This window comes from Microbacterium sp. 69-10, from assembly GCF_001897945.1.
GTDB lineage: Bacteria > Actinomycetota > Actinomycetes > Actinomycetales > Microbacteriaceae > Microbacterium.
Map to the genome: position 1 here is coordinate 17137 of NZ_MKRT01000030.1, position 12150 is coordinate 29286.

The following is a 12150-nucleotide window of genomic DNA, read 5'->3' on the forward strand; positions in this document are numbered from 1 at the left end:
GAGACGGACGGTCAGAGCGGCCCACAAGAGCGCGCCGAACCCGCACAGCAGCCAACCACGGGCGCTGCGGTAGTCGGCGAGCGCTGACCGCACGTGGTTCCTTCCCCGGAGCATGTCGCGCCGATATTTCGCGCAACACGATCGCTGTGACGATACCCCGTGCGGGGGCGGATGTCCACACGGGAGGAGATCCTCTACAAACCCGCCGCGCGCGGGAAGATCAAGACTTGACTTTCCCCAGGTTCTGCACATGCCCGTAACCAGCCGTCAACCTTAAATCTGGCATTGAAGTCGAATCTCATCCACAAGGGTGTGAATGAAGATAGTCCTGATCAAGCGATATATCCAACCTCGAAGATGTATCTCTCCACCGAGTTCTCCACAGGGGTTCTGCACAGACACTCCCGAGTTGTCCGCACACTCTCCACAAAGTTATCCACAGGGTGCCTTGCATGGGGATGGAGCGGCTCCTAACTTGGTGGAGACCGGATGTCGGTGACTCGTGATTCGCTGTGCGAGCGGGCCGGTTCCACTCCGGTCGTGTTTGCCGAGAAGGTGCCATCAGTCGCCACCGGCGGGGGAGGAGCACGAGTGTCGATCGCGGATATCTCTGACGAGCGTCTGGGCGGACCGCGCCCACCTGAGCGGACACCTCCGCACGACCTGCTCGCCGAGCAGAGCGCGCTGGGCGGCATGATGCTCTCGAAGGACGCCGTCGCCGATGTGATCGAGACGCTCAAAGGCGCCGACTTCTACGTCCCCAAGCACGAGCTGATCTTCGAGGCCATCCTCTCGCTGTACTCGCACGGCGAGCCGACGGATGTCGTCGCCGTCACCGACGAGCTGATCAAGACAGGGGAGCTCGGCAGGGCCGGCGGCGCCGACTACCTGCACACCCTCACCTCGATCGTGCCCACCGCGGCGAACGCAGGCTACTACGCGGGCATCGTCTCGGAGCGTGCGATCCTGCGTCGTCTGGTGGATGCCGGCACGCGCATCGTGCAGCTCGGCTACGCGGGTGAGGGCGATGCGACGGACATCGTCAACAACGCCCAGGCCGAGATCTACTCGGTCACCGGATCGGAGACCGCCGAGGACTACGTGCCTCTCACGATCGCCGTCGACGCGGCGGTGGAGGAGATCGAGGCGGCCAACGGCCGTGACGGCACGATGACCGGCATCCCGACCGGGTTCCGTGAACTCGATGAGCTGACCAACGGACTGCACGGCGGTCAGATGATCGTCATCGCCGCACGTCCCGCCATGGGTAAGTCCACGCTCGCGCTCGACTTCGCCCGTGCGGCATCCATCGGCCACAACGAGCCGTCGATCTTCTTCTCGCTCGAGATGGGGCGCAGCGAGATCGCGATGCGCCTGCTCAGTGCCGAAGGCGCGATCCCGCTGCAGAACATGCGCAAGGGCACGCTCGACCCGCGCGACTGGACGACGGTCGCCGCGACGCGCGGGCGCATCAACGACGCCCCGCTGTACATCGACGACAGCCCCAACATGACGCTGGTCGAGATCCGCGCCAAGTGCCGTCGACTCAAGCAGCGTGCGGGTCTGCGGCTGGTGGTCATCGACTACCTGCAGCTGATGACCAGCGGCAAGCGCGTCGAGTCGCGGCAGCAGGAGGTCTCGGAGTTCTCGCGTGCGCTGAAGCTGCTCGCCAAGGAGCTTCAGGTGCCGGTGATCGCGCTCTCGCAGCTGAACCGTGGTGCCGAGCAGCGCTCCGACAAGAAGCCCGCCATCAGCGACCTGCGTGAGTCCGGCTCGATCGAGCAGGACGCCGACATGGTGATCCTGCTGCACCGCGAGGCGGCCTACGACAAGGACGTGCGTCCCGGCGAGGCCGACCTGATCGTCGCCAAGCACCGTAACGGCCCCACCGCCACCATCACCGTCGCCTTCCAGGGCCACTACTCCCGCTTCAAGGACATGGCCCCCGGCGACTTCGGCGGCGGTGGCGGCGGCGACTTCAACTGAGTCGAAAAGATTCCCCCGTAGGTTGTCGATCGGATGCCTTCTCGTTCGACGTATGAGTGAGGCCGCATCACGGCGGCGCATCCACAAGGAGAATCATGACCTGCGAACTCGTCTACACCGGCTTCATCACCGTTGACGGAATCGTCGACTCGCCCGGCTCGGCCCGGGAAGGACACCCGGGTGGCGGCTGGGTGTTCGACACCCCGTTCCTGCCCGAGGTGTACGCCCTGAAGGGCGAGGAGCTGACCGAGACCACGGCGCTGATGTTCGGACGCCGCAGCTATGACGCCTTCTCGGCGGTCTGGCCCCGGTCCGCGGATCACGCCGACTACAACGGCCTGCCGAAGTACATCGTCTCGACATCGATCGGCGAAGGCGACCTCGTCGACGGCTGGGGCTCCCAGCACATCCTGCGCAGCACGGAGGACGTGGCGCGACTCAAGGAGACGAGCGACGGCGCCATCTTCATCCACGGCAGCGCGGAGCTCGCGACCCGCCTGGGCGAGGCCGATCTGATCGACCGCTACAACCTGCTGATGTTCCCGTATCTGCTCGCCGGCGGGAAAGAGCGTCTTCCGGTCGGATGCACTCGGACGCAGGAAGCTGAAGCTGCGCGAGTCGGATGCCTACGACAACGGCGTCGTCAAGCTCGTCTACGACGTGCAGCGCTGATCCGATCGCACGGTCGGGGTTCCGGCATCCGGGCTGCTGTGCTCTGATGGGGGGGGCATGGCCGCCACGAGGGGGATGACGGGACTGCTGCTCGCGAGCGCAGTCGCCCTGCTGCTGGCGGGCTGCGTCGGCGCGACACCCGGCGGCGCGGCGCCTGCTACGCCGAATGCCTCGCCGACCCCGACGAGAGCATGCCCGCAGATCGACGCGGCTGACCTTCCGCCCGATTGCGTGCCCTACGACCCGGACGACGCCATGGCGCAGAACGAGCGCTACCGGGACCGGATGGAGATGCCGGCCTCGAGCCGGGCGGCAGCCGAGGAGGCGGTCGACGCCCTGCGTCCTGCGCTCGAGCAGCTGCGCGCGAACGGTGAGGTCTCACCCGACTCCGTGCAGGTCGCCCTGCAGGATGCCGGGCTCGACGGCATCCAGATGATCGGCGACGAACGCGGGACGGAGTTCAGCGCGAACGGGCCCGAGGGCGGCTGCATCTTCGGCGTGGTGTCGGACGACCCGCTCACCGTCGAGGTCGGCGGGTACGTCATGGACGGCGGCTGCTTCACGCCGCGCGGCGGGCACTGACACGGGTCGACGGGCAGAGCCCGCCGTCGCGCTCCGCTCAGAGCCGCTCTGCGATCACCTTCGCCGTCGCCGCGGGGTCGGGCCGGTGCATGACCGATTCGGGGACGATCACGAGTTCGGCGCCGGGAGTCTCCGCCGCCAGCCGATCCGATGCGCCGACCAGGAACGGGAACGTCTGCTCGCCGCGCACCACGATGACCGGCTGTGCGACGTCGAGCAGCGCAGCATCCGGCTGCCGCAGCCGCAGGGTGAGCCGCGTGTCGTACACCGTCGACTGACCCAGGGGCGCGAGCGCCGCGAGCTGGCCGTTCTCCCGGCCGGCTTCGACCATCGCGGCCGGCAGGCCGACGGCATCCAGCTGGAACGCGGCGACCGCCTCCTCCGGCGTACCCGCGTCGACGAGCGCCTGCAGCTTCTCCGGCAGCTCGTCGCCGAACCCCGAGCCGTCGAAGTCGATCGGCGGCTCGGAGAGGAACAGCGCTCCGGTCGGCACGCCCCGCGACGCGGCGTACAGCGCGAGCACCGCGCCCGAGGAGTGGCCGAGCACGGCATCCGCTCGTCCCGCCGCGCCGATGACGGCGGCGAGATCGGCGGCTTCGTCGTCGGGACCGGACCCGGGCCGATCGTCGCTGGCGCCGCGCGCGCGGCGATCCCACGTGACGGCGCGGAAGCCGGCGTCCGCCAGCGCGTGCGCCAGCGGCGCGGCGTCAGCGGCCGTCGACAGAGCGCCGTTCACGATCACGATCGTGCGTCCCTGCCCGATGGCGGTGAAGGCGATGGCGGTTCCGTCTGCCGAGGTCGTGATCTCCATGACGTCATCCAACCATCGACGTCGGACACGCGGGCGCTGACCTGAGGCGGAGAGCGGATGCCGATGGCCGACCAGCATCCGCTCTCCGCCTCAGGACTCCGACGGGGCCAGCGGCAGGGCCGGACCGTGGTTCCAGGCGAGGATCGACGGCTGCTCGCGTGAGAAGCCGAGCACCGAGGCCGAGCCGGCGTCCAGCGAGATGGACGCCGCGAACCGCGGCGCCTGGCGCAGGAACACGGCGGTGAGGATGCGCAGGTAGTGGCCGTGCGCGACGAGCGCGACGTCGCCGTCGGCCATCGCCGGCAGCACCCGGGTGAGCACACGCGAGGCGCGGGCGGCGACCTCCTCGACGGTCTCGCCGGGGGTCTCGCCCCGGATCACGCCGTGGGCGAAGGCCGTCCAGTTGTAGCCGAGCTCGGCACGGATGTCCCTGGTCGTGCGTCCCTCGTACCCGCCGTAGTCCCACTCCACCAGCAGCGGATCGATCTCGGCATCCAGCCCGGCCAGCTCGGCGGTGCGCCGCGCGCGCTGCAGCGGAGAGCTCAGCACGAGCGTGAAGTCGTAGCCGCGCACCAGCTCGCCGGCCGCGCGAGCCAGCTCCTCGCCGTGCGCGGTGAGCGGGATGTCGGTCCGGCCGGTGTGCCGGCCCGATCTCGACCACTCGGTCTCGCCGTGCCGCAGCAGCACGAGCTTGCCCCGCGGATTGTCCGGCGCAGGACGGTCGGGCAGCGGGTCGTTCATGGCATCCACTCCTGAACCGTACCGCTGCCGGAACTCAGGGCACGAGCACGCGCGCGGTCTGAGTCAGGCGAGTCCGCACGTCGAAGGCCTCGGTCACGCCCATCGCGCGCGCCCCCGGGATGCCGCTCCGCAGCACCGTGCGCAGCGCGCTGCGCCGCACGACCGCGACGGGAACGCCGCGCACCGCGCCCAGCACGGTGACCGGTTCATCCAGGTCGTCGTCCGGCAGGATCAGGATCGCCCCGGCGAACCGCACCCGTGCGGCGCGGGACAGCGAACGGATGCGGGAGAGCAGATCCGCCACGGGAGTACTGCTGCCCACGGACCGGCCGATCACCTCGCCCTGCCGGAACCGCACCGAGTCGCCGAAGTCCTCCGACGCCAGCCCGTACAGCCCGGTGGGCCCGAGCACCGCATGGTCGAGCTTCTGCGCGGCATCCGCTCCCGCCACCACGTCGTTCCACGCGGTGAAGCCGATGCCCAGGTCGGCGATCGCGGCGGCCGTGCTCTCCTCGGCGAGGGCGTCCGCCAGCATCCGACGGGCCTCCCACGGCGCTTCGCGCACGACGGCCGGATCGTAGATCTCGCGCGTCGTGACCGTGCGCCCGAGGTGCTCGGTCATCAGCTGCAGGTAGCGCAGCCGCCGCCAGCCGCCCGCCTGACCGTACGCCTTGGTGCGCGGCCGCGTCCCGGCCCGGGGAGCGGATGCTGCAGGAGCTCCCCACGACACGTCCTCGCGCCCGCGGTCGTAGGCGGCGCGATCGGCGGGGGTCCCGACGTGCTCCCAGGCGCGCTGCACGCGGATGAACAGCGCCGCATCGCCGCCGGTGTCGGGGTGGGTCTGCCGCAGCCGCAACCGGTACGCCCGGCGCAGCTCGTCGTCCGACGCGCTCGCCGCGACGCCCAGCACCTCGTACGCGGATGCCGACAGGGGCCCCTCGAACATCGCCCTCCTCCGGCATCCCGACGGGCTGCCCGTCGCAACCAGATCTTACGGTGCAGATCGGGGTTACCCGGCCGGACGGCGGAGCGTAGGCAGCATCTCGCTGTGCCGCTCGCTGCTGACCGCGGGGCTCGTCGATCGGTACCGCGTGGTGGTCTTCCCGGTGATCACCGGGAAGACCGGACAGGACCGGATCTTCGACTCCTATCCCGATGTGCTGCTCGAGCTGGTCGAGGCGCGCACCTTCGACCACCGAACCCAGGTGCTCGAGTACATCCCGACCGTTCTCGACGGGCCTCCGGGGAGCTGACGGCATCCGGCGCCACCACGGGACTCCTCTACGCTGGAACGATGACCAAGAGCACGATCTGGAGCATCCTCGGCGCCATCCTCGCCCTCGTCATCGCGTGGTGGATCGTCAGCGCGCTGTTCTCGCTGCTGTGGTTCGTCGCCAAGCTCGCGCTGGTGGTCGTCGTCGCGCTCGCCGTCTACGCCGGCATCCGGGCGATGACCCGCAACGTGCGCGACTGACCACCGCGGGGCTCACTCCGCCCGCAGGAACTCCAGTGCGGCGAGCCGGAAGTCCTTCGATCCCGGCGCGTTGAAGTGGTGCCGGCCGGGGATCGTGAAGAAGCTCGCCTGCGGTGCCGCCGCGGCCAGGCGGCGTGAGCCGTCGATCACCGCGTCCTCCGACCCGGTGGCGAACAGCACCGGCTGCTGCGGCGCGTGGGCGGGATCGGGGTCGATCGAGCGCGAGGCGCGCATGCCCTCGGCGAGGGCGAGCAGCGCGTACAGGTCGTTGCCCGGCACCCGTTCGGCCAGCTGGATGTAGCTCTGCGTGACCGGGTCGGTGACCGGGATGCCCTCGTCTGCGTACCGGCACACCTGATCGACGTCGAGGCGATCCAGCGGGATGCCGTCCGGCACGCCGCCCAGCACTCCGCGAGGGATGCGGTCGCCGAGATCCTGCAGCACCTGCCAGCCGACACGGGCACCCAGCGAGTAGCCGACGTAGAGCGCTTCGTCGATGAGGTGCGTGTCGAGTACGGCCTCGATGTCGCGGGCCAGGTTCACGACCGCGTAGCCCGCGGAATCGTGCGGCTTCTGGCTCGCCCCGTGACCGCGCTGATCGATGCCGAGGATGCGGTAGCCCTCGCGCTCCAGCATCCGCACCCACCCGGTGTGCAGCCAGGTGTCGGCCGTGCTCGACGCGAAGCCGTGAACGAGCACGACCACCGGCGCATCCGGATCGCCCCACGTGTACGTCGCGACCGCGACCCCGTCACCCACCTCGATGAACTGCGGAGCAGGCAGGTTCGTCAACGAGGAGAGGATGTCGGTCACATCACCATCTTGGCCCTGTTCCCGCCGGTCAGGCGCGTTCCTCGTCCGGGTCCTCGCTGGCCCGAGAGAGCGCATGCCGCCGCTCACGCGTCCCCGATGAGCTCTCCGAGCTGGGGCTCGACGCGGCGGCCGGGATCCACGACGATGCCGTCGTCGTAGAGGTCGAGCACGCGTGGGTCGACGTAGCCCGACCGCGCGACCGCGGGGGTGTTCCCCAGAGCGGCGGCGGTCGTCCGCATGGCCGCCGAGACGGCCCGGCGGCGCGCGCTGTCCGTGTCGCGGGGGCCGATCCGCGCCAGCTCCGTGGCCGCGACGATGGTGCCGTGCAGCGTGCGGAAGTCCTTCGCGGTGAAGTCCCCTCCGGTGCGCTCGCGGACGTCGTCATTGATGTCGGCCGGGCGGATCGGATGCCAGGCCGACCCGTCCTGCCAGCTCAGCAGCAGTGCTCGTGGCCCGCGTCTCTTCAGGCCCGCGACGAGCGACGCGAGGTCGGGATCGTCGACCCGCGACTCCCACGCCTGCCCGCTCTTGCCGGGGAACGCGAGCTCCACCGTCCGCTCCGCCGAGACGTGCGCGTGCGATCCGCGGAGCGTGGCGAGGCCGATGCTGCCGTGCTGCCGCGCGTACTGCTCCGATCCCACCCGCAGCAGCGCGCTGTCGAGCATCCGGAAGGCCCCGGCCAGCACGCGGGGCCGCCCGAAGCCGTCCTGGCGCAGGTCACGCGTCACACCCGCGCGCACCCCGGGCATGACGGCGGCGAGCTGCAGCATCCGATCGAACTTCTCCCTCGCCATCCGCTCATGCCAGGCGGGGTGATAGATGTACTGCCGGCGGCCGGCGTCGTCCATCCCGGTCGCGAGGAGGTGACCGTTCTCGTGCGGGCTGATCCAGACGTCGGTCCACGCCGGAGGGATCGCCATCGCGCGCAGCCGCTCGAGCAGCGCGGCATCGGTGATGCGGGTGCCGTCGGGCATCCGGTACTCCCAGCCGCGCCCGCGGCGGCCCCGGCTCAGCCCCGGCCCGTGCGGATCGCTGCGTCTCAGTCGTGTCATCCCCCTGCTCTAGCGTCTCGGTGAGCACGCGGGCAAGCCCCTGGACCCGCATCGGTCCGCACGATATCGCTCCTGCGCATTCCCAAGCTCGAAACGATTCGATAGACTTCTGCGATCCGGCGCCGTGACCGATCACGGTGCCGGTCGTCGCCTCCGGCACCCGCACCCCCGCCCGCCCGCTTCCCTGGGACCCGCATGGCTACCACCCTCATCACCGGCCGCCCGTGGCGCGTCATCCTGGCCTTCTCCGTGCCGCTGCTCATCGGCAACGTCGTGCAGCAGCTGTACCAGTTCGTGGATGCCGTGGTCGTCGGCCGCCATCTCGGCGTGGGCTCGCTCGCCGCCGTCGGCGCGACCGGCAGCCTGATCTTCCTCGTCATCGGCTTCGCCTGGGGTCTGGCGAGCGGCTTCGCGATCCCGACCGCACAGGCGTTCGGGGCGTCGGATGCCCACGGCGTGCGCCGCTCGGTCGCCACCGGCACGCTGCTGACCGCCGCCACCAGCCTGGTGCTGACGGTGGTGGGTCCGCTCATCGCCGAGCCGTTCCTGCGGCTGCTGCAGACCCCGCCCGAGCTGATCGCCGAGGCCACCGCGTTCACGCAGGTGACCTTCATCGGTGGCAGCACGATCATGTTCTTCAACTACCTGGCCGCGATCATCCGCGCGATCGGCGACTCCACCACGCCGCTGGTGTTCCTCACCATCTCCTGCGCCCTGAACGTCGGGCTCGTGATCCTGATGGTGGGCACGCTGGAGTGGGGCGTCGCGGGGGCCGCCTGGGCGACGGTCGTCGCGCAGGCCATCTCGGTGCTGCTCTGCCTGCTGTACATGTGGCGCCGCGTGCCCGTGCTGCACGTGCACCGCGCGGACTGGAAGGTGTCGCGCGCCGACCTGGCCGAGCACCTGCGCCTGGGTCTGCCGATGGGCTTCCAGGCGTCGATCATCGCGATCGGCGCGCTGATCGTCCAGGTCGCGCTCAACACACTGGGCGCGGATGCGGTTGCCGCCTACACCGCGGCATCGCGCGTCGACAGCCTGGCAACTGCGCTGCTCGCCTCTCTCGGTCTGGCCGCCTCGATGTACGCGGCGCAGAACCTCGGCGCCCGCCGGCCCGACCGCGTGCGCCGGGGCACGATCCAGGCGCTGTGGATGGCGGTGATCGCCTCGCTCGTGCTCGGCGCGATCATGATCACGCTCGGCGTCCCGGTGGTGCGGCTGTTCGTCGGCGACGGCGCGGACCGCGTCGTGCACTACGCGCACCTGATGCTGATCATCAACGGCTCCACCTACGTGCTGCTGGGCGTGCTCTTCGTGCTGCGCGGGGTGCTGCAGGGGCTGGGCCGGGTGCTCGTGCCGACCGTCACCGGCGTGATCGAGCTGATCGCCCGTGTGGTGGCCGCGCTCGCACTGGGCGCCGTGTGGGGCTTCGAGGGCGTCGCGATGAGCAATCCGCTCGCCTGGCTCGGCGCGGTCGCCCTGCTCGCCCCCGCATACGTCAGTGCGCATCGCGCCCTCGCCACGATGCCGGTCGCGCCGCTGGAGACCACCCTCACCACGCCGATCCCGGTGATCGGACCCACGGACGGATCGATGGTGGTGGATGCCGTGTTCACCGCGCCCGTGCCCGTGGTGCCGCCGCGCCTGACCCGCCTGCGCCTGCCGCGCCGCACCCGTCGCTGAGTCATCGGGCGTTCACGCGTCATCCTTCAGGATGACGCCGAATCGTTCTTCAGGGGGAGTGACTCCGCGGATCCAGCCGCGTAACCTTGAGGTCAGGAGCACGCGGATGCGTGTCCGTGACGGGGGGTCGTCAGAATGTCAACACTCGGTTTGACCAACACGCTCGTGTCGGTCTTCGTGCCGATCGGAGTGACCGGAGCAGTCATCGCTCTCGCCTGCGCGCTCGTCGCAGCCTTCGCGATCGCTCGTGGCGCTGCCGGGCTCGCAGGCGGGGCGATCGGCGTGTGGATCGTCGGCGCGCTGCTCAGCGTCTCGGCATCCTTCGCCTCGCTGTGGACGCCGTTCTTCGTCGCCGCGATCGGCCTCGGCGTCGCACTCATCGCCGGAACCGTCCTCCGCGTCGTCCTCGCCCCGCTGCTCGCGCGCCGCGCAGCAGCGGCGGAGCGCGTCGAGCTCGAGGCCGAGTCGGCCGCCGCGAAGGCTCCGGCAGCAGCATCCGCTGCAGCTCCTGAGCGAGCGCAGCGAGACGAAGGGCGCCCGGCCACGCTCAGCACGGACGTCGTCGCGGTCGCCTGACCCACGCGGCGGCTCTCGCGCGCGCTCAGCGGTGGTCGCGGTCCAGATGCTGTCCCGTCGTGTCGCCGGATGCCACGCGCTCGGCCTCCCGTGCGCGCAGCTCCACGCGGCGGATCTTCCCCGAGATGGTCTTGGGCAGCTCGGGCACGAACTCGATGATCCGCACCCACAGGTGCGAGGAGAGCCACTCCCGCGCGAAGCCGAAGATCTGCGCGGCCGCGGCATGCTCGGCATCCGCTCCGCTGCCCGCGGAACCGTGCAGGATCACGTAGGCCTTCGGCACCGCCAGGCGCGTGGGGTCGGGGCTCGGCACGACCGCCGCCTCGACGACGAGGTCGTGCTCGAGCAGTGCGGACTCCAGCTCGAACGGTGAGATCTTGTAGTCGGATGCCTTGAACACGTCATCCGCGCGTCCGACGTACGTCAGGTACCCGTCTGCGTCGCGTGCGGCGATGTCGCCGGTGTGGTGGAAGCCGCCGGCACGCGACTCGGCGGTCTTCTCCGGATCCTCGTAGTACCCCGACATCAGGCCGAGGGGAGCCTCGGACAGGTCCAGCGCGATCTCGCCCTCGTGGTCGGTGGGCTCGCCGGTGACGGGGTCGAGCAGCACCACCGGATAGCCGGGCAGGGCCCGGCCCATCGAGCCGTCCTTGACGACCTGCCCGGGGGAGTTGCCCACGCACGCGGTCATCTCGGTCTGCCCGTATCCGTCGCGGATCGTGCTGCCCCACGCCTCGCGCACCCGGTTGATGACTTCGGGGTTGAGCGGCTCGCCCGCGCCGACCAGTTCGCGAGGCGGGTTCGTCAGTCTCGACAGGTCGGCCTGGATCAGCATCCGCCACACGGTCGGCGGTGCGCAGAAGGTCGAGACGTGGTGCGTGTCCATCACCTGCATGAGGGTGTTCGCGTCGAAGCGGTCGTAGTTGTAGACGAACACGGTCGCCTCGGCGAGGAAGGGCGAGTAGAAGCTCGACCAGGCGTGCTTGGCCCAGCCGGGCGAGGAGATGTTCAGGTGCACGTCGCCGGGCCGCACGCCCAGCCACCACATGGTCGACAGGTGGCCGACGGGGTAGGAGACGTGCGTGTGCTGCACGAGCTTCGGCCGGCTCGTGGTGCCGCTGGTGAAGTACAGCAGGGCGGTGTCGGATGCCGGAGTGGGGCCATCCGGCTCGAAGACCGCGGCGGCATCGGCGGACGCGGCGAAGTCGTGCCAGCCGGAGGCGGCCTCGCCCGGGGCGGTGTCGCCGACCGCGATGCGCAGCACGTCGGCATCCTCGACGCGATCCGCCAGGCCGCCCAGCGCGACCACCGCGCGGGCGCGGCCGTGGTCGATGCGGTAGGCCAGGTCGGATGCCGACAGGAGGGTCGAGGTGGGGATGGCGATCGCGCCGATCTTGGTGATGGCGAGCATGATCTCCCACAGCTCGATCGTGTTGTTCAGCATCACGATCAGGTGGTCGCCACGGCGGATCCCGAGGTCGCGCAGCCAGTTCGCGACCTGGTCCGAGCGCTCGGAGAGCTGGCCGTAGCTCCAGCTCTGCACCGACAGGTCGGCTGAGACGATCTGCACGGCGGGGCGGTCGGGGTTCTCGCCGGCGACCACGTCGAACCACTCCAGCGCGAAGTTGAAGGAGTCCACCTGCGGCCAGGCGAACCCGGCGCGGGCACCGTCGTAGTCGTCGCCGTGCGCGAAGAGGAAGTCGCGCATCTCGCGGACGGCGTTCGTGGCGGCGGTGGCGTCGCGTGTCATCTCTGGCTCCCTT

Annotated in this window: 12 protein-coding genes and 1 pseudogene; 7 read left to right on the forward strand and 6 right to left on the reverse strand. The window is 70.2% G+C overall.

Annotated elements, in window-relative coordinates:
• Positions 1-591 precede the first annotated feature (591 nt).
• The 3 genes from dnaB to BGN97_RS16530 all read left to right on the forward strand — a co-directional run bounded on the left by dnaB (position 592) and on the right by BGN97_RS16530 (position 3240).
• Positions 592-1986 carry a replicative DNA helicase gene (dnaB, locus tag BGN97_RS16520; protein WP_292703943.1) on the forward strand — a complete coding sequence of 465 codons (1395 nt, stop codon included), beginning with the start codon at positions 592-594 and terminating at the stop codon, positions 1984-1986.
• Between the two features lie 95 nt (positions 1987-2081).
• Positions 2082-2705, forward strand: coding sequence for a dihydrofolate reductase family protein (locus BGN97_RS16525; protein WP_292703946.1), 624 nt, complete (start codon positions 2082-2084; stop codon positions 2703-2705).
• A 10-nt stretch (positions 2706-2715) separates the two neighbouring features.
• The gene (locus BGN97_RS16530) at positions 2716-3240 is read left to right on the forward strand and encodes a hypothetical protein (RefSeq protein ID WP_292703949.1); all 525 of its coding nucleotides are present in this window, start codon (positions 2716-2718) and stop codon (positions 3238-3240) included.
• Positions 3241-3277: 37 nt separating this feature from the next.
• Here BGN97_RS16530 and BGN97_RS16535 read toward each other — a convergent pair whose 3' ends face one another.
• The 3 genes from BGN97_RS16535 to BGN97_RS16545 all read right to left on the reverse strand — a co-directional run bounded on the left by BGN97_RS16535 (position 3278) and on the right by BGN97_RS16545 (position 5738).
• Positions 3278-4051, reverse strand: a complete 774-nt coding sequence (locus BGN97_RS16535; RefSeq protein WP_292703952.1) for an alpha/beta hydrolase — start codon at positions 4049-4051, stop codon at positions 3278-3280.
• A gap of 90 nt (positions 4052-4141) precedes the next feature.
• Positions 4142-4792, reverse strand: a complete 651-nt coding sequence (locus BGN97_RS16540) for a histidine phosphatase family protein (protein WP_292703954.1) — start codon at positions 4790-4792, stop codon at positions 4142-4144.
• A 34-nt stretch (positions 4793-4826) separates the two neighbouring features.
• Positions 4827-5738: a DnaJ domain-containing protein gene (locus BGN97_RS16545; RefSeq protein WP_292703956.1), complete on the reverse strand. Its 912-nt coding sequence runs from the start codon at positions 5736-5738 to the stop codon at positions 4827-4829.
• An 82-nt stretch (positions 5739-5820) separates the two neighbouring features.
• Between BGN97_RS16545 and BGN97_RS16550 the strand changes: the two are divergent.
• Both BGN97_RS16550 and BGN97_RS16555 read left to right on the forward strand, forming a co-directional pair.
• Positions 5821-6045 (forward strand): annotated as a pseudogene (locus BGN97_RS16550) (dihydrofolate reductase family protein); the annotation flags it as partial.
• Positions 6046-6086: 41 nt separating this feature from the next.
• Complete coding sequence (locus tag BGN97_RS16555; RefSeq protein WP_292703959.1) at positions 6087-6266, forward strand: hypothetical protein; 180 nt, start codon at positions 6087-6089, stop codon at positions 6264-6266.
• 12 nt (positions 6267-6278) lie between these two features.
• On the opposite strand, the gene BGN97_RS16560 is transcribed toward BGN97_RS16555, so the two are convergent.
• Both BGN97_RS16560 and BGN97_RS16565 read right to left on the reverse strand, forming a co-directional pair.
• Positions 6279-7079 (reverse strand): alpha/beta fold hydrolase, encoded by an 801-nt coding sequence (locus tag BGN97_RS16560; RefSeq protein WP_292703961.1) that lies wholly within the window; start codon positions 7077-7079, stop codon positions 6279-6281.
• 83 nt (positions 7080-7162) lie between these two features.
• The gene (locus tag BGN97_RS16565; RefSeq protein ID WP_292703964.1) at positions 7163-8131 is read right to left on the reverse strand and encodes a DNA topoisomerase IB; all 969 of its coding nucleotides are present in this window, start codon (positions 8129-8131) and stop codon (positions 7163-7165) included.
• Positions 8132-8326: 195 nt separating this feature from the next.
• Between BGN97_RS16565 and BGN97_RS16570 the strand changes: the two genes are divergently transcribed.
• Positions 8327-9811 (forward strand): MATE family efflux transporter, encoded by a 1485-nt coding sequence (locus BGN97_RS16570; protein WP_292703967.1) that lies wholly within the window; start codon positions 8327-8329, stop codon positions 9809-9811.
• A gap of 150 nt (positions 9812-9961) precedes the next feature.
• The gene (locus BGN97_RS16575) at positions 9962-10387 is read left to right on the forward strand and encodes a hypothetical protein (RefSeq protein WP_292703969.1); all 426 of its coding nucleotides are present in this window, start codon (positions 9962-9964) and stop codon (positions 10385-10387) included.
• A 25-nt stretch (positions 10388-10412) separates the two neighbouring features.
• Here the strand turns inward: BGN97_RS16575 and BGN97_RS16580 are convergent, their stop codons facing one another.
• Positions 10413-12137: an AMP-binding protein gene (locus BGN97_RS16580; RefSeq protein ID WP_292703971.1), complete on the reverse strand. Its 1725-nt coding sequence runs from the start codon at positions 12135-12137 to the stop codon at positions 10413-10415.
• Positions 12138-12150 lie beyond the last annotated feature (13 nt).